This is a genomic window from Streptomyces sp. NPDC002795 (assembly GCF_042888725.1).
In the GTDB taxonomy this organism is placed as follows: Bacteria; Actinomycetota; Actinomycetes; order Streptomycetales; family Streptomycetaceae; genus Streptomyces.
The window spans coordinates 385681-401925 of sequence record NZ_JBIAQB010000002.1 but is presented as its reverse complement, the minus strand read 5'-3'; the positions used below and the strand labels follow the sequence as shown (position 1 = coordinate 401925).

General features: G+C 70.5%; 15 protein-coding genes. 8 read left to right on the top strand and 7 right to left on the bottom strand.

Annotated features, from left to right (window positions below):
- Positions 1–59: 59 nt before the first annotated feature.
- The 3 genes from ACFYWS_RS06365 to ACFYWS_RS06355 form a co-directional block, all read right to left on the bottom strand.
- A complete protein-coding gene (locus tag ACFYWS_RS06365) occupies positions 60–2537 on the bottom strand; it encodes an N-acetylmuramoyl-L-alanine amidase (RefSeq protein ID WP_389270184.1) in 2478 nt (825 codons plus the stop codon).
- Positions 2538–2755: 218 nt separating this feature from the next.
- On the bottom strand, positions 2756–3049 hold the full coding sequence (locus ACFYWS_RS06360; protein WP_389270181.1) for a DUF397 domain-containing protein: 294 nt from the start codon (positions 3047–3049) through the stop codon (positions 2756–2758).
- Positions 3033–3860 (bottom strand): Scr1 family TA system antitoxin-like transcriptional regulator, encoded by an 828-nt coding sequence (locus ACFYWS_RS06355; protein WP_389270178.1) that lies wholly within the window; start codon positions 3858–3860, stop codon positions 3033–3035. Before ACFYWS_RS06355 ends, ACFYWS_RS06360 begins: the two co-directional genes overlap by 17 nt.
- Positions 3861–3974: 114 nt before the next feature.
- Between ACFYWS_RS06355 and ACFYWS_RS06350 the strand changes: the two genes are divergently transcribed.
- The 6 genes from ACFYWS_RS06350 to ACFYWS_RS06325 all read left to right on the top strand — a co-directional run bounded on the left by ACFYWS_RS06350 (position 3975) and on the right by ACFYWS_RS06325 (position 8984).
- Positions 3975–4202, top strand: a complete 228-nt coding sequence (locus tag ACFYWS_RS06350; protein WP_389270175.1) for a hypothetical protein — start codon at positions 3975–3977, stop codon at positions 4200–4202.
- A gap of 122 nt (positions 4203–4324) precedes the next feature.
- Complete coding sequence (locus ACFYWS_RS06345; protein ID WP_389270172.1) at positions 4325–5155, top strand: hypothetical protein; 831 nt, start codon at positions 4325–4327, stop codon at positions 5153–5155.
- Positions 5156–5349: 194 nt separating this feature from the next.
- The gene (locus ACFYWS_RS06340; protein WP_389270169.1) at positions 5350–6222 is read left to right on the top strand and encodes a hypothetical protein; all 873 of its coding nucleotides are present in this window, start codon (positions 5350–5352) and stop codon (positions 6220–6222) included.
- A 120-nt stretch (positions 6223–6342) separates the two neighbouring features.
- Positions 6343–6927, top strand: coding sequence for an RNA polymerase sigma factor (locus ACFYWS_RS06335; RefSeq protein WP_389270166.1), 585 nt, complete (start codon positions 6343–6345; stop codon positions 6925–6927).
- Between the two features lie 306 nt (positions 6928–7233).
- On the top strand, positions 7234–7911 hold the full coding sequence (locus ACFYWS_RS06330) for an RNA polymerase sigma factor (protein ID WP_389270163.1): 678 nt from the start codon (positions 7234–7236) through the stop codon (positions 7909–7911).
- Entirely contained in the window at positions 7911–8984 is a 1074-nt protein-coding gene (locus ACFYWS_RS06325; RefSeq protein ID WP_389270160.1) for a hypothetical protein, read from the top strand. Before ACFYWS_RS06330 ends, ACFYWS_RS06325 begins: the two co-directional genes overlap by 1 nt.
- A gap of 190 nt (positions 8985–9174) precedes the next feature.
- On the opposite strand, the gene ACFYWS_RS06320 is transcribed toward ACFYWS_RS06325, so the two are convergent.
- Positions 9175–9996, bottom strand: a complete 822-nt coding sequence (locus tag ACFYWS_RS06320; RefSeq protein ID WP_389271728.1) for a L,D-transpeptidase family protein — start codon at positions 9994–9996, stop codon at positions 9175–9177.
- Between the two features lie 284 nt (positions 9997–10280).
- On the opposite strand from ACFYWS_RS06320, the gene ACFYWS_RS06315 reads away from it, so the two are divergent.
- Both ACFYWS_RS06315 and leuE read left to right on the top strand, forming a co-directional pair.
- Positions 10281–11861 (top strand): methylmalonyl-CoA mutase, encoded by a 1581-nt coding sequence (locus ACFYWS_RS06315; protein WP_389270157.1) that lies wholly within the window; start codon positions 10281–10283, stop codon positions 11859–11861.
- 187 nt (positions 11862–12048) lie between these two features.
- Positions 12049–12702 carry a leucine efflux protein LeuE gene (leuE, locus tag ACFYWS_RS06310; RefSeq protein WP_389270154.1) on the top strand — a complete coding sequence of 218 codons (654 nt, stop codon included), beginning with the start codon at positions 12049–12051 and terminating at the stop codon, positions 12700–12702.
- Here leuE and ACFYWS_RS06305 read toward each other — a convergent pair.
- The 3 genes from ACFYWS_RS06305 to ACFYWS_RS06295 are packed head-to-tail and all read right to left on the bottom strand — an operon-like array spanning position 12677 to position 16142.
- Positions 12677–13834, bottom strand: a complete 1158-nt coding sequence (locus ACFYWS_RS06305; protein WP_389270151.1) for an acyltransferase family protein — start codon at positions 13832–13834, stop codon at positions 12677–12679. The two genes, leuE and ACFYWS_RS06305, sit on opposite strands and share 26 nt — an antisense overlap.
- Positions 13831–15168 carry a polysialyltransferase family glycosyltransferase gene (locus tag ACFYWS_RS06300; RefSeq protein ID WP_389270148.1) on the bottom strand — a complete coding sequence of 446 codons (1338 nt, stop codon included), beginning with the start codon at positions 15166–15168 and terminating at the stop codon, positions 13831–13833. The genes ACFYWS_RS06305 and ACFYWS_RS06300 overlap by 4 nt, the downstream gene beginning before the upstream one ends.
- Positions 15165–16142, bottom strand: a complete 978-nt coding sequence (locus ACFYWS_RS06295) for a glycosyltransferase family 2 protein (protein ID WP_389270145.1) — start codon at positions 16140–16142, stop codon at positions 15165–15167. The genes ACFYWS_RS06300 and ACFYWS_RS06295 overlap by 4 nt, the downstream gene beginning before the upstream one ends.
- Positions 16143–16245: the final 103 nt, after the last annotated feature.

The window sequence follows — 16245 nt, the reverse complement described above, 5'->3', positions numbered from 1 at the left end:
GGCCGTGGGGCGGACTGCCCCACGGCCCTCGCGTACTGGCGTACTGCTCAACTCACTTGCTACGGAGCCAGGTTGGTGCCCAGGCGGCCGGTCGCCGGGGTGCCGAGCGTGGCCTTCGTGAGGTTCTTGGTCGAGGACAGGCCCAGACCGCTGGAGTTGCTCGGTACGTAGGTCAGCATGCCCTCGCCCGTGTTCTCGCCCGCCGAACCGAGCACCAGGTCCGTGCGCCCGTAGCCGGAGAGGTCGGTCAGGGCGACCGCGGAGCCCAGGTTGTCGTTCGACTCGGTGGAGCCGGGGACGCCGCTGGTGTCCTGCGTGACGGTGAGCGCGCCGGTGCCGGTGATCCCGGTCGAAGTCCCCTTCAGGAGGATCGAGTTGCCGGCGTTGGAGCGGTTCGAGGTGCGGGTGATGTCCTCGTTCGGGGCGCCCGCGAGCACGTCGGCGTAGCCGTCGAGGTTGTAGTCGCCGACCGCGATCGAGGCGCCCATCGCGTCGCCGGACTCGGCGGCGCCGGGGACGCCCGACGTGGACTGGCTGACGGTCTTGGCGCCGCTGGTGGTCAGTCCGCCCGCGGTCGTGGACGTGGGCAGGGAACCCTTGACGAAGGTGACCTGGCCGCCCGCCGCCGCGCCGGACTCGGCGGTGTACGGCTGGCCGATGGCGATGTCGTCGATGCCGTCGCCGTTGATGTCGCCCGCGCCGATGGAGCGGCCGCCCTTGACGGTCAGCGTCGCGGCCTTGCGCAGGCCGCCGGCGCCGCCCTTGTACCAGACGACCTTGCCGATGCTGCTGCCGTCGCGGTAGTTCAGCGCGACGTCCGCGTAGCCGTCGCGGTTGAAGTCGCCGGACGCGGCGTCCGCGTAGGAGAGGTTGTCCTCGGTGGTGGTGATGGTGGAGTCGGTGTCCCAGCCGTCGCCGTAGCGGGCGCTCCAGGTGCCGCCGGTGCCGGTGGAGGCGGCGAACACGTCGGCCTTGCCGTCCGCGTTGAAGTCGCCGACGGCCACGGCCGCGCCGTACCTGGCGTTGGTCAGCTCGTAGCTGCCGTCGATGTTGACGCCGGTGCCGGTGGTGAAGTCCGGGCCGTTCAGGATCGTGTAGGCGCCGCGGTTGGAGTGGCCGGTGGTGTCGTCCTCGCCGGGCTGGCCGACGACGATGTCGGTGTTGCCGTCGCCGTTGATGTCGCCGGTGGCGGTGGAGGCGCCGAACTCGTCACCGCTCTCGCCCGCGCCGGGGATGTCGGCGGTCGACTGCGAGATCAGCTTCTTGCCGGTGGTCGTGGGCCCGTCGATGGTGCCGGGCACGAGGGCGATCTGGCCGCCGCTCGACCCCTTGGGGAGGCCGGCGACGATGTCGTCGGTGGCGTCACCGATGACGTTCTGGGACGCCAGGGCGTGCGAGACGCCGGGGGCGGCGGCGAGCGTCGCGATGCGGCCGAGCTTCGGGTACAGGTTCGTGCCGGGGCACGCGGTGGCGTTGGTGTCCTTGTGCCCGAAGACGCGGGGGAGGGTGATGGTGGAGCCGTTGGCGACCTTGTTGCCGTCGGTGCCCAGGTCACCGTTGGACGTCAGGGTCACTTTGTCGGTCGCCTTGATGCCGTACTGGCCGAACTTCCAGGCGGTGACGCGGGCGATGGAGTCGAGCGCGGCCTTGGTGGGCTTCGCCTTCTCGAAGTTGCCGATGTACGAGATGCCGACGGTGTCCGTGTTGAAGCCGTAGTCGTGGGCCCCGTGCACCGGCAGGTCCATGCCGCCGGTGCGGCCCTCGAATATCTGGCCGCAGCGGTCGACCACGAAGTTGTAGCCGAGGTCGTAGTAGCCCTTGGCGACGTGGTCCTGCTGGATCTCGCGCAGTCGCTGGGCGCTCTGCGCGCACGGCACCTGGTTGTCCGAGTCCACACCGGTGTGGTGCACGACGGCGGCCTTGATCTCCGTGTCGTACACGGGAGTTCCATCGTGCGGGAGGCCCGGGCCCCACACCGACTGCGGGATGATCGTGGGCTTCACGACCGTCGAGGGCAGGGCCTCGGGCGGCGTCTCGTCGGAGGTGAACGCGGCGGGCTCGGTGGCGCCCTTGCGGGTTCCGGTGCCCGGGTCGATCAGCTTGACGTCCATGCCGGACGGCAGACCGGACGCCTTGCCGTCGGCGTCGACGACCCGCACCTCGACGCCGTTCGACGCGGCTCCGGTGGACACGGACGAGGTGCCGCCGCGGATGTCGCTGCCCTCGCGCTCGGTGCCGTCCGAGTCGTTGCTCTCCTTCGGCAGGGTGGTCCAGGCCCCCCACGTCCCGGACCCGGCATTGCGCGCCCGGAACTGAGCCGTGCCGTCGAGCGCGTCCTCCGGGTTCTTCCACGTCACCGACACGGCGTTGAACTGCTTCGTCGACTTCTGCGGAACGACCTTCCGGTCCGCCTTCGTCTCCAGGCCCAACGTGTGCACGGCCGCGGCCCGGTACGCGGCGGTCCCGGCCACCTCGGTGCCGGGATCGGCCATCGCGTACGACACGACTCCGGCGCCGCCGACGACGACCGCGCCCATCGTGATCCACGCTCTCCGCTTGAGACTCAGCGGTTTGTACGCGTGCGATCTCTGTCGCGGGCTCAATTGCCCCACCCCTTGATGAAGTTCACATGGACCCCGCGTGACGCGCGGGTAGTTGCTCTATCCAGCGAACGACTGCTGAAATGCGTCACAGGTTGTGCGTGTGTGGCGCACGTCACTGGCGTGGGGCGGTGGGGCTCGGGGGTGGGAGGGGCTCAGGCGCCCGACGCCTTCGCCGTCTCGACGAACGCGGTCCAGGCCCGGCTCCCGAACACGATCGCCGGCCCGGCGGGGTTCTTGCTGTCGCGGACGGGGACGTGGGCGGGGCAGGCGGCCTCATTGACCTCAAGGCATTGCCCGCTGTCGCCTCCGCTGTACGTGGACTTGCGCCAGGCGTCGCTTACTTCGAGGCAGTCGCCGCTGTCGCCTCCGCTGTAGCTCGACTTCCGCCACATCGTCAGGGTCGAGGCGTCCAGGACCGTCGCGGGCTGCTCACTCACGTAGCGCATGCTCGTAATCCTCTGCGATGGATCGGATCAGGACCAGGGACTCCCGGTGAGACAGGGCGTCGCCCATCGCGTGATCGTAGGCCAGCTGGCATTGCCTTACTACGGACGGGACTTCGAGTACTCGGCCCGTCTTCAGGCCCTCCACGTACGCGATTGGTGGCAGGTCGCCGAACCACATCAGCGAGACGAAGCCCTCCATCAGGGCGTGGTAGCCCACCGAGAAGGGGATCACGTGGACCCGAATACGGTGGCTCGCACCCAAATCGGCGATGTGACAGAGCTGTTCGCACATCACCGCCGGGCCGCCGACGGGGCGCCGTAGCACCGCCTCGTCGAGGAGCGTCCACACGACCGGGCTCTCGAAATCGTCGAGAATTCGGGCCCGGTTGAGGCGTGTGACGAGGAGCTTGTCACGTTCCTCCGGGGTCTTCGGCGGGAAGCCGGAGGCCAGTACCTCGCTTGCGTATGTCCTGGTCTGGAGGATGCCGGGCACCAGCTTCGGCCCGTACACCCTGATCGTCGTCGCCTGCTCCTCCAAGCGGAGCGCCTCCGCAAAGTGTTCCGCCACCGCGCCCTCGCCCTGCGTCGGCAGGAACCTTTCGAAGACGCCTCCCGTGGCCAGCACCTTGTCGAGGCGCCGCGCGTCCTCCAGGGACGGGCGGCGGCGGCCACCCTCGATGTGCGCGATGTGCGTGCGCGACATGACCGCACGCATGCTCAGCTCTTCCTGCGTAAGGCCCGCGGCCTCGCGGCGGCGTCTGAGTTCGTCTCCGTAACTGGTGCGGGATCCGGGGTTGTCCTCGATCGCCATACGCGACTCCCGTATGTGACAAAGCATTTGTCACGCTCTGACCTCTGGCGAGCCTACCTGCGGTGACTCCACTCTGTGACTGTTTCCAGGCGGAACGTAGCGAGGAGTGGAGCCATGGACGGTGTGCTGTACGGCGAAGGGGCCTACGTCGCCCACGCCGAGACCGATGTGTACGGGCCAGGCAAAGTGCTGGGCGTGGAAGGGGAGTTGAGGCGGGTGCGGTTCGTGTACTTCGTCGCCACCGTGGGGGCGGGCGTGCTGCGCCCGGCGAGCGAAAGTGAAGAGGCCTGGGTGCGGGCCTGGGTCGCCGAGCGGCGCCAGCGGTACGGCGGACGATGGTGATTACCGTAAGTTGCCGTTTGGCTACGGAAGTTGCGGTACGGTTCCCGAAAGTTAAGCGGCCCCCGTGCTGGCTGGAACCAGCAGCGAGGGCCTTCACCCGCAGTGGAAGTGAGTCCACCGGAATGCTCCGTCATGTTATCTCCCCCACCGGCTCCTTCAGCCAGGTTCCGAACTCCCTCATCCGACATCCCGGGCTCGGCTCCGACGCCCTGCGGCTGCTCGTCTGGCAGCTCTCCCTCCCCGCCGACGCCCGCGACTCCCTCTCCAGGACCGCCGACAGGGCGGGACTCGGAAAGTGCGCCTTCCTGCGCGCCAAGCGGCAGTTGAAGACCGAGGGCTTCGTGCACGAGTGGCGTGTGCAGGGGGAGCGGGGGCGGTGGCAGACCGTGCAGCTGGTCTCCGGCGTGCCGCTCACGGACGCCGAGGCCGTCGCCGTCCGGGACGGTTCACCGGCGGGCGACATTCCGGCCGCCGGTCGGCCGACCCACCGGGCCGTCGGCCGTCATCCAAGAGATAAAGACCTTGGGGTAAAGACGTCCAACCCTCCTGCGGGCGGCGACGCCCCCGAGCCGGACGCCGCCGACCGATTCATCGCCGGAATCGCCGAGTTGGACTCCCGGCTCCGCATTCCGCGCGGCATGGTCGCCGAGCTCGCGGCCAGAGTGCGGGCCTGGTTCGCGTGCGGGCACACCGCCGCGAGCGTGTGGCAGCACATCCGCTGGAATCTGCCCGGACGGCTCGGCTGGATCGACAAGCCGGGCGGACTGCTGCGGTACGTGCTCGACAAGATCGAGCCCGCGCCTGCCCTCGCGGGGGCCCACATCCCCGTACAGCGGGCGGAGCCTGTCGTGCCGCGGGTCGGGCGGATGCGGGAGTGCGAGGGGCAGCATGTGCAGGCGCGGTTGTTCCTGCCGGTCGGGGACGAGCTGCTGTGCGGGAGCTGCCGGGAGTGACGACCCGTATCGGACTCATCGGTCGGCCCGCCCCGACCGATGAGTCCCGGCAAAGGTTGTACGGGGCACCCGAGTTCGTCGTGTGAGAAGCGGCATGTGCGAAACCTGTGACGGTCGGGTGGATCGGTCCGCTGGAGCTGTGCGGGGTGTGCCGGAGTCGCGGCCGCCCATCAGCGGAGCTAGGGGTGCGAACCGTGACCGAGGACGAGAAGCCGACGCCGGACATGCGGCGCGTGACCGTACGGCGCGTGCTGACAGCGGTCGTCGCCGCCGGGCTGCTCGGGGTGGGGGCCGTGCACGATGCCGTTTCGTGGGACGGGCCGGTGCCGCGGGAGGCCCCCCGGGCGCAGTGGCTCGCGGGCGACTTCCAGGGGATCGAGGCGCCGGAGGTCGTGCGGATGACGCGTGCGGAGCGGCTGCTCGCGACCGCGACCGACCTGATGCACGAGACCAGGTCCGTGCGGATGGCCGCCGACATCCGCCAAGGGCAGCGGCGTGTGCGCATGGACGTGCGGATCGACCGCGCGGGGAGCTGCGCGGGCAGCTTCGACGGCGGACTCGGCAACCGGGGCACCCTCGTCGTCGTCGCGGGCAAGGAACCCGAGGCGTACATGAGGTTCAGCTCCGTCGCGCTCGCCGAACTCCAGCGCATGGCGGACAGCCGGGGCAGCACCGTCTCCGCCCGGATACGGGCCCGGATCGAGCAGATGCGGGGGAAGTACGTGAAGGCGCCGTCGAAGGGGGCCGATGGCCTGGCCAAGGGGTGCAGCATCACGCGTCTGATCGGGTCCGGCGAGGACGACTGGAAGGGGACGCGGCAGCTCGCGCCGGTGCGGCGTGAGGGGCGGCGGGTGATTCCGCTCGCGCCTTCCGCGGCCGACGGCGACCAGGGCGTCGCGTACGTGGACGCCGAAGGGAAGCCGTATCTGCGGGCCCTCAAGGGGGACGACAAGGACATGGCGGTCGACCTGGGTTTCTCCGAATACGGGAAGCCGGTGACGGTCCGGCGGCCCGCGGCGGCGGAGATCGTCGAGTTCGCCGACGACGGGTCGATGTTCTCGGCCTGAGGCCCCGTGCTCCCGAGCCGATGAGGTGTCTGTGACGTTTCTGTGGAGGCGGGCGCAGATCAGCATGAGCGAGGCCACAGTCGTGTCCGCGTCATCGATGCCGTGCGAAGAGGAAAGCGGTTGGGCCAGGGAGGGGAACCCCGTCGTACTCGGCCGTACGACGGGGAGCTGGGCGCAGCCGTCACGCGGGCACAGGCCGGTGACGAGGCCGCCTTCGCCGTCGCCTACCGGCTCGTACAACCGGGGCTGCTCGGCTATCTGCGCGGGATCGTCGGCGAGGAGGCGGAGGACGTCGCCGCCGACGCGTGGCTGGAGATCGCCCGGGACCTGGGGCGGTTCCGCGGCGACGGGGCCGGGTTCCGCGGGTGGACCGCGACGATAGCCCGGCACCGCGCGCTCGACCTGATGCGGCGTCAGAAGGTGCGGCCGAGGCAGTCGGTGCTCGAACAGGACGTGCTCGACCTGCCCGGTGGGCACGACACGGCAGAGCAGGCCCTGGAGACGCTCTCCACCGAGCGCGCGCTCGCACTGCTCGATGTGCTGCCGCGCGATCAGCGGGAGGCGGTGCTGCTGCGGGTCGTCGTCGGACTCGACGCACCCGCCGCCGGGCGGGTGCTCGGCAAGCGCCCCGGTGCCGTACGCACGGCGGCGTACCGGGGCCTGAAGCGGCTCGCCGGGCAGTTCGGAGGCGGCGAGGCGGGATGACCGCGCATTCCGCGTCGCCGGTCGAACGCGGCGAACCGGGCCGGAAAAGCGGGACGGCCGAGGTCGCCACCCCCCACAGGAGAGACCCCGGCCGCCGCGCGTTACGGGTCGCGAGCGGCCCGTACTTCTCTCAGCGCCGCCCGTGCGTTTTCTGTCACACCACCCTGAGACACCGTTGGTTGCTTGTTGTACGAACATGGACGTGAGGACGTTTCAGGCCGTAGCGTTCTGGTTCGCGCCGGGCGCGCGCACCCGTTCGGAAACGGCGCACACGGCTTCACGGCCAGAGCAGGGCAGGGGCAGGGAGTGCTGGGGGACGACGCGGAGCTGACCGCCGCGGTGCTTGAGGCGCGGGACGGGAGCGAGACCGCCTTCCGGACCGTGTACCGCACCGTGCACCCACGGCTGCTCGGATACATACGCACGCTCGTCGGCGACCCGGACGCCGAGGACGTCGCGTCGGAGGCCTGGCTCCAGATATCCCGCGACCTCGACCGGTTCGAGGGCGACGCCGACCGGTTCCGCGGCTGGGCCGCCCGGATCGCCCGCAACCGCGCGCTCGACCACATACGCATGCGGGGCCGACGCCCGGCGACCGGCGGCGACGAGACCGAGCTCACCGGCAAGGCCGCCGACTCCGACACCGCCGACGAGGCCATGGAAGCCCTCGCCACCGGCGACACCATGGCGCTCATATCCAAGCTCCCGCAGGACCAGGCCGAGGCCGTCGTGCTGCGCGTCGTCGTCGGACTCGACGCGAAGAGCGCCGCGCAGACCCTCGGCAAACGCCCCGGCGCCGTCCGCACCGCCGCACACCGCGGCCTGAAGCGACTCGCCGAACTGCTCGGCGCCGACGGGCCCACGGAGGCCGGGAACGCCGCCGACTCCCTCGAAGCGGTACCGACTCCACGGCGCGACCGCACCCGTACGGCGACGTCCGCAGGTGTGACGCATTCGCGTTCGCGGACGCAGAAGGACATGTGATGGCCGACGAGCACGACAAGTGGCTTAACCGCGACGCGGCGGACCGCCTGCTGCGCGGAGAGGCCCCGGCCGTATCCGGAGACGACGCCCGGCGGGCCGACCGGCTGACCGCCGCGCTGCACGCGCTGGCCGAGGTGCCGGCCGGGCCCGAAGGTGAACTTCCGGGCGAGGAAGCCGCGTTGAAGGCCTTCCGCGAGACGCGCGCCGTCGCGGCTGTGAACGGTGCTGTGAATCGTTCTGAGGGCCGTTCTGTCAGTGGTTCCGTGGTCGGTGGTGTCGTCGGTGATGTGAAGGGGGCGAAGGCGTCCGTGCAGCGGCTGCGCTGGGGGCGTCCCGCGCGGCTCGGGGCCGTCGCCGCGCTCGCCGCGTGCATGGTCGGCGGGGTCGCGGTCGCCGCGGGGACCGGAGTGCTGCCCTCGCCGTTCCGCGGGTCGGACGATCCGGCGCCGGCCACGTCCGTGTCCGCCGCCGCGACACCCGAGCGGCCCCTCGCCTCGGCCTCCGCGGGGGTCACGGAGGACGGCCACGCGGTGCCGAGTCCGACGAAGCCGTCCGGCGCGTCCTCCGACACCGGGACCGCCTCCGGCTCCCCGTCCCGCGACCAGGGCGCGGGCGACCCGCGCGACGGTCACACGTCCAAGAAGCAGGGCCCCAAGCCGCCGCACGTGACCGCCACCGGTGGGGCGAACGCCCAGGCGCGCAGGCTCGTCGAGACCTGTCGCAAGTACCGGGGCGGGGACTCGGGCGCCGCGGACGTGCAGCGCCTGGAGGCGTCCGCGAAGGCCCTCGGACAGGACACGCGGAGCCTCGACCGCTTCTGCGGCCGCGTCCTGGCCCGTGGAGGAGCCCCCGACGCGTCGGCCGACAGGACCGCCTCGCAGCACACGGACGGCAAGAGCGACTCGGACGACCGCAACGGCTCGGACGGCAAGGGTGGCGGCGACAGCGACAGCGATCGCGGCAACGAGGACGAGGACGGCGACCCGGGCGCTGCCGCGAGCCCGAGCCCGAGTCCTAGCGCCAGTGCGACCTCCAGCCCCAGCGCGTCCTCCAGCGCGAGCCCGACTCCGTGACCTGCGGAAACGTAACGGGTCAAAAAGGTTGCGCTCCCGGTGTGACGTTTCTGGCCGGTACGGCGCAGTAATGAGTGAGCCGACTGGTCATCGGCCGAGCACGAGCCCGGGTTCCCCCCGTACCTGAGGCTCAGTGCCACTGGCGCGGGTGGGACACGTTCCCCCGGTCCCACCCGCGCCTCTCAACACCTCACCAGTAGACGACGACCTTGTCGCCGTTCTTGACCTGCGCGAACAGCCTCGCGATCGTCCGCTCGTCCTTGACGTTCACGCAGCCGTGCGAGGCCCCCGCGTACCCGCGCGCCGCGAAGTCCGTCGAGTAGTGCACCGCCTGGCCGCCGCTGAAGAACATCGCGTACGGCATGGGGGTGTCGTAGAGCGTCGAGACGTGGTGCCGGGACTTGAAGTCGACGTGGAAGACGCCCTCGCGGGTCGGCGTGTACTGGGACCCGAACCGCACGTCCGTCGTCAGCACGCGCCTGCCGTCCACCATCCACGCCAGCGTGCGGCTGGTCTTGCTGATGCACAGCACCCGGCCCGTCATACAGCGCGGGTCCGGCTTCGCCGGAGGCTGCCCGCCGAACTGGTACAGCTCCCACTTGCCCGGCTCGTGCGTCATGTTCAGCAGGCGCCGCCAGGTCACGGTGTCCGTCTCGCCCGTGCGCGGAAGGCCGCGCTTGCCCTGGAACCCCTTGACCGCGTCGGCGGTCACGTCGTCGTACGTGCCCGTGGGTCCGTTGTAGAGCCAGGCCACCTGGCGCAGCCGCGCCTGGAGTTCCCGTACGTCCTTGGAGCTGTCGCCGGGGGCGAGGAGGACCTTGGGCGGGGGTTTCGGCGTGGCGGAGGCGGAGGCGGAGGGCTTGCCGTCGTCGGGCTGGGACGGGGACGGGGACGATGTCGGCTTCTGTGCGGGGGCGCCCTTCTCCACCGCCTGGGCCGTGCAGCCGCCGACCAGGGTCAGCACCCCGGTGACCGCGATCGATGAACGTAGGACAGCTGTCCGCACCCGCATCCGCATGACGTCCCCCCGCCTGCCGCGCCGCTCTCTCGTGTCACGACAGATGCTGCCCGCGTCCGAACGGCTTCGAACTCGGCTCGCGGCCCACGTGATGACGAGGGGCAAACGCGGGAAAGTCTGTGAGCAAGGTCCCAGCGCGCGGCTCTCCACTGGCCGCACGCCCGCCGCTACAGTCCGTCGCGAGGGACGTTCACTACTGGCAAGTAATCAGCAACGCAGCAGCAGCTCATCAGCAACTCATCGGCAAGCATCGGCAAGTCATCGCTGGAGGCACAACCATGGCGCGCGAATCCGAGTCCGGACTGCCCATCGAGCCGGTCTACGGCCCGTCGGCCCTGGAGGGCTGGGATCCGGACCGGAAGCTCGGTGAACCGGGCGCGTATCCCTTCACGCGGGGCGTGTACCCGACGATGTACACGGGCCGCCCGTGGACGATGCGGCAGTACGCCGGGTTCGGCACGGCCACCGAGTCCAACGCCCGCTACAAGCAGCTCATCGAGAACGGCACGATGGGCCTGTCCGTCGCCTTCGACCTGCCGACCCAGATGGGCCACGACAGCGACGCCCCGATCGCGTCCGGCGAGGTCGGCAAGGTGGGTGTCGCGATCGACTCCATCGACGACATGCGCGTCCTGCTCGGCGGCATCCCGCTGGAGAAGGTCTCCACGTCGATGACGATCAACGCCCCGGCCGCGCTGCTGCTTCTGATGTACCAACTCGTGGGCGAGGAGCAGGGGGTGGCGGCCGACAAGCTGACCGGCACCATCCAGAACGACGTGCTCAAGGAGTACATCGCCCGCGGCACGTACATCTTCCCGCCCAAGCCCTCGCTGCGGCTGATCGCGGACATCTTCAAGTACTGCAAGGCCGAGATCCCGAAGTGGAACACCATCTCGATCTCCGGCTACCACATGGCCGAGGCGGGCGCCTCTCCCGCGCAGGAGATCGCCTTCACGCTCGCCGACGGCATCGAGTACGTCCGCACGGCCGTCGCGGCCGGCATGGACGTCGACGACTTCGCGCCGCGCCTGTCGTTCTTCTTCGTCGCCCGTACGACGATCCTGGAGGAGGTCGCCAAGTTCCGCGCGGCGCGCAGGATTTGGGCGAAGGTGATGAAGGAGGAGTTCGGCGCGAAGAACCCCAAGTCGCTGATGCTCCGCTTCCACACGCAGACGGCCGGTGTGCAGCTCACCGCCCAGCAGCCCGAGGTGAACCTCGTGCGCGTCGCGGTCCAGGGCCTCGGCGCGGTCCTCGGCGGCACGCAGTCGCTGCACACGAACTCCTTCGACGAGGCGATCGCGCTCCCCACCGACAAGTCCGCGCGGCTCGCTCTGCGTACGCAGCAGGTCCTCGCGTACGAGACGGACGTGACGGCGACGGTGGACCCGTTCGCGGGCTCGTACGTCGTCGAGAAGATGACCGACGACGTGGAGGCCGCGGCCCTCGAACTCATGGACAAGGTCGAGGAGATGGGCGGCGCGGTCAACGCGATCGAGCGCGGCTTCCAGAAGAGCGAGATCGAGCGTTCCGCCTACAGCATCGCGCAGGAGACCGACTCCGGTGAGCGCGTCGTGGTCGGCGTCAACCGCTACCGGCTCGACGGGGAGGAGCCCTACGAGCCGCACCGCGTCGACCCGGCCATCGAGGCGCAGCAGGTGGAGCGGCTCGCGAAGCTGCGGGCCGAGCGGGATCAGGGGGCGGTGGACGCGGCGCTCGCGGAGCTGAAGAAGGCGGCGGAGGGGGAGGACAATGTCCTCTACCCGATGAAGGACGCGTTGCGCGCCCGCGCGACGGTGGGTGAGGTGTGTGACGCGCTTCGTGGGGTGTGGGGGGCGTACGTGCCGTCGGACGTGTTCTGACGGTCCCGCCTGCCGCGCCGGCGCCGGGCTCACGGGGCTCCGCCCCGGACCCCGCGCCTCAAGCCCCGCCGGCGATTGAGGCGCGGGGTCCGGGGCGGAGCCCCGTGGCCGGGGGACGCTCGACGCCGAGTGTCCGGTATCCGGGCCCCGCGGACGGCCTGCCGGAGGACCGTGGGACACTCCCCGCATGCTGGGTGTCATCGATCTTCCGACCTATCTCGCGGGCCTCGCCCTCATCATTCTGCTGCCGGGGCCGAACTCGCTGTATGTGCTCTCCGTCGGCGCCCGCCGCGGCATACGCACCGGTTACAAGGCGGCCGCGGGTGTGTGGTGCGGGGACACCGTGCTGATGACGCTCTCGGCCGCCGGGGTCGCCTCCCTGTTGCAGGCCAACTCCCTGATCTTCGGGATCGTGAAGTACGTCGGCGCCGGGTACCTGACCTGGCTCGCCATCGGCATGATGCGCGCCGCGTGGAGCATGTGGCGCACCCGCAAGGAGCGCCTCGCGGCCGAGACCGGCGCCGACGAGGCGCCCGCGCAGGAGCGGCCCTTCCGCCGCGCCTTCGTGATCAGCCTGCTGAACCCCAAGGCGATCCTGTTCTTCATCGCCTTCTTTGTGCAGTTCGTCGATCCGTCGTACGCGTATCCCGCCCTGTCGTTCGTGGTGCTCGGCGCCTTCGCGCAGGCGGCCAGCGTGCTGTACCTGTCGGCCCTGATCTTCAGCGGCATGAAGCTGTCCGCCGCCTTCCGCCGCCGCAGGCGCCTCTCCGCGGGCGCGACCTCGGCGGCCGGAGTCCTGTTCCTCGGCTTCGCGGTCAAGCTTTCGCTGGCCAGCGTGTAGGACGCTGGTTCAGCGACCTGCGGAGCAGTGGCGTCGCCCATTTCTCGACGTAGCGGTTCAGCAGCCAGGCCAGGGCCAGCATCGCGGCGATCGTCGCTCCGAAGGTGGCCCAGGACGGCAGTCCCACGTGACGATGCAGGGCCGCGATGGCCACCCAGCCCAGGTGCTCGTGGACCAGGTAGAACGGGTACGTGAGCGCGCCGGCGACCGTCAGCCAGCGCCAGTTCGCCCAGTGCGTCCAGCCGAGGGCGATCGCCGCCACCGCCGCGAAACCGAGCGTGATCACCACGACGATCCCGAACGACGAGCGGTACGAGAAGAAGTCCGGGTTCGGCGCGTGCCACGTCCGGTCGACCGCGAAGTGCTGACCGACCAGCCAGCTCACCGCGACGATGCCCCACGCCGTGACGTCATGGCGGTTGCGGTGGACCAGGTACAGGCCGATGCCGCCGATGAAGAACGGCGCGTACTCCGGCATCAGGACGAGCGTCGCGAGCGGCTCGCCGGAGCCCTCCGCGAAGACCGCCGCCAGCGTCCACACCGCGCAGAACAGCACCACCCGGTGCCGGGTCGCGCCCGGCAGCACGACGCAGAGCGCGAACAGGGCGTAGAAGCGCAGCTCCGCCCAGAGCGTCCAGCAGACGCCCAGCACCCGGTCCACGCCCAGGGGCTGTTGCAGCATGGTCAGGTTCACCAGCGCGTCGCTCGGCGACACCGCCTTGTACGCCACGACCGGCAGCGCGAAGACCGCCGTGACCAGGACGATCGCCACCCAGTACGAGGGCAGCAGGCGGGCGGCGCGCGAGGCGAAGAAGGAGCGCAGGGGTCTGCCCCAGCCGCTCATGCAGATCACGAAGCCGCTGATCACGAAGAAGATCTGCACGCCCAGGCAGCCGTACGCGAACCAGCCGTGGAGGGAGGGGAACTGGGCCTGCGGGGACGACCCCCAGGCGTCGGAGATCTCGCCGTCCCTGCCTCCGTAGTGGTACGCCGCCACCATCAGCGCGGCTATCAGCCGCAGCCCGTCCAGGGCGTACAGGCGGGACGAGGGGCGGGCGGGAACCGCCTTCTTCGGCTGCGGCTCCGTCTGGGGTGCGGGGAGCGGCGGCAGCGTCGTGCCGGGAGCCGTCATCCGAGGGCCGCCCGCTTCAGGGAGCGGGCCCGCTTCGCGACCCTGCGCACCGTCGCGTTGCGCGGGATGAAGGCGAACTGGGACGGGAGCGCGCCGGGCAGGGCGAGCGACGTCAGGCGGCGCCGCTTGAAGTAGCGCCAGGTGCGGTCGTTGAGGCGCGTGGCGAGGTAGCGCTCGGCGGGGCGGCGCAGGTCCGGGTAGATCTTGGCCTGCATGGCGTAGCCGACCGCGCGCAGCAGCTCGTCCAACTCGCCCACCGGCAGCGGCTGTTCCTGCGCCTCCACCGCCGTACGGTCGGCCAGGTCGGGCAGCAGCGCGTCGACGATGGTGACCGGCACCCGGTTGCTGTTCTGGTACGGCGTGAGGCGGTCCAGGAGCGTCGACGTGCCGATGCGCGCCACCGGGATGCCGTACAGGGCGCTCGCGGTGAGCAGCGCCGTGGAGAAGCAGCCGACGACGAGGACCGGGCGCATCCGCTGGTAGAGGACCTCGGCGAGGACGGGTGTCTCCAGGACTGTCAGCTCGACGCCGAGACGTTCCGCCTCCTTCTCCAGGATCCGCGACCAGCGGGCCGGGGCGGTGGGGTGCGGCTTGAACACGACGTGCTTGTGCCCGAGTTGGGCGGCGCCGCGCATCATCCGTACGTGCAGGTCCTCCTCCTCCTCGGCGCTGAGAATGCCGAGGGCGGAGAGGTACTGGCCCAGGAGGAGGGCCGGTTCGCCGGGGAGGCGGGGCAGGTCGCCCGTCGCGTCGCACAGGTCGGCGAGGACCTTGAGGAAGACCTCGGTCGGTACGACCTCGGGCTCGACGCCGAACTCCGTGAGCAGCAGCGGCTTCAGGCCCGGCACCAGGTCCAGGTGGAGCAGGCGGCGCACGCGGGTGCCGATCAGCGGGTCGATCTTGTTGCGGGTCGGGCCGTAGCTCATCAGGCCGTCCGCGTACACGTCGACGGGGGTGCCCGCGAAGATCTGCGCGACGGCCATCGCCGGGCTGACCTGGATGGACTCCACGGCCAGCTCGACGTTGTCGTCGCCGAGGCCCCACGTGAGCCGCAAGTAGCGCTCCCACAGCGGGATGTCGTCGGCGCGCGGCGACCAACTGCCGGGGTGGAAGGGGGAGATGGCCTCGTTCCACGACAGGACGCCGTCGAAGCGGCCCCGCAGTTGCTCGAAGCCGGGCATCTCGTCGACGGCGGGGGTGGTCTCGGGCGTCGCCGCGTTGTTGGCGATCAGCAGCAGCGTGCGGTCCGCCGGGGCGAACCGGTCCGCGTCGAGGGCCGCGGCGAGGGTCGCGGCGCCGTACAGGGTCGAGGCCAGCAGGATGCGGGTCGTCATGCCGTGACCTCCGCGCCGACCGGTCGGCGGCGCAGCCGGCGCAGCCGCGTGGCCCGCTGGGTGTCCATCGAGTCGAGCGCGTCGTCGAGCACCCGCTGCGGCATGCGCTTGAGCGCGGACGCGCTGAGCGACTTCAATGTGCGGGCCACGGGCGGTTCGAACCTTTCGATGGATCCCAAGTGGTGGGAAATGATGGCGCAGTACGTACGCACGGCCTTCGGGAGAAGCTGATCCGCGTCCCGGTCCTCTGCCGTTTCCCGTACGACCTGGTCGAATGCCCGGATGAAATCGAGCTGCCGTACGTCGCCGATCTGCGTGAGCGAGGACGAGACGCCGCGTCGATAGAAAACGCCCAAAGTGCTCACCGCGGCGAAGGATTTCGCCTCGCGGTGCAGCCGCCAGATCCACGGCCTGTCCTCCGCCGTGCGAAGTCCGTCGGTGAAGTGCAGAAGGCCCTCGTCGGCGAGCCGCCGGTGGTACATGCCGGCCCACGCGTACGCGTAGTCGACGGCCGTCGAGCGGTCGGCGGGCAGGATCGCCGCGCGCGGGTCCATGACGACGTCGCGCAGGCCGTGCGGGAAGCGGTGCACCGAGCGGGCCCGCGCCGTGCACTGGACGTGGTCCGTGCGCACGAAGTCGCAGCCCAGGCCCTCTATGGCGGCGAGGAGGCGGGCGTAGTAGCCGGGCGCGAGCCAGTCGTCGCCGTCCAGGAAGGCGAGGTATTCGCCGCGGGCCCGGTCGAGTCCTGTGTTGCGGGCGGTCGCGAGTCCTCCGTTCCGTTCGTGTCGCACGACGACCGCGCCGGGCAGCTCGCGCTCGGCGCGCGCGAGAATGTCCGGTGTCTCGTCCTTGGAGCAGTCGTCGACGAGAATGAATTCGAAGTCGTCGCGTGCGTTCGCTCGCAGACTTCTGAGGGTGTCGGGCGCGTATTGCTGCACGTTGTAGAACGGCACGATGACGGAGAGCTTGACCACGACGGTGACGTTAGGGCGCGGCCCGGCATTCGTCTTGACCGGTAGCTTGATGTCAGGTGAACGAAGCGTGGCGGGACCGTGAACCGGCCCTGGCGCAGACCAT

Bases quoted from the DNA above. Each gene is read 5' to 3' on its own strand.
- ACFYWS_RS06365 (WP_389270184.1), bottom strand. From the start codon at position 2,537: ATGGGCGCGGTCGTCGTCGGCGGCGCCGGAGTCGTGTCGTACGCGATG.
- ACFYWS_RS06360 (WP_389270181.1), bottom strand. From the start codon at position 3,049: ATGCGCTACGTGAGTGAGCAGCCCGCGACGGTCCTGGACGCCTCGACC.
- ACFYWS_RS06355 (WP_389270178.1), bottom strand. From the start codon at position 3,860: ATGGCGATCGAGGACAACCCCGGATCCCGCACCAGTTACGGAGACGAA.
- ACFYWS_RS06350 (WP_389270175.1), top strand. From the start codon at position 3,975: ATGGACGGTGTGCTGTACGGCGAAGGGGCCTACGTCGCCCACGCCGAG.
- ACFYWS_RS06345 (WP_389270172.1), top strand. From the start codon at position 4,325: ATGCTCCGTCATGTTATCTCCCCCACCGGCTCCTTCAGCCAGGTTCCG.
- ACFYWS_RS06325 (WP_389270160.1), top strand. From the start codon at position 7,911: ATGGCCGACGAGCACGACAAGTGGCTTAACCGCGACGCGGCGGACCGC.
- ACFYWS_RS06320 (WP_389271728.1), bottom strand. From the start codon at position 9,996: ATGCGGGTGCGGACAGCTGTCCTACGTTCATCGATCGCGGTCACCGGG.
- ACFYWS_RS06315 (WP_389270157.1), top strand. From the start codon at position 10,281: ATGGCGCGCGAATCCGAGTCCGGACTGCCCATCGAGCCGGTCTACGGC.
- leuE (WP_389270154.1), top strand. From the start codon at position 12,049: ATGCTGGGTGTCATCGATCTTCCGACCTATCTCGCGGGCCTCGCCCTC.
- ACFYWS_RS06305 (WP_389270151.1), bottom strand. From the start codon at position 13,834: ATGACGGCTCCCGGCACGACGCTGCCGCCGCTCCCCGCACCCCAGACG.
- ACFYWS_RS06300 (WP_389270148.1), bottom strand. From the start codon at position 15,168: ATGACGACCCGCATCCTGCTGGCCTCGACCCTGTACGGCGCCGCGACC.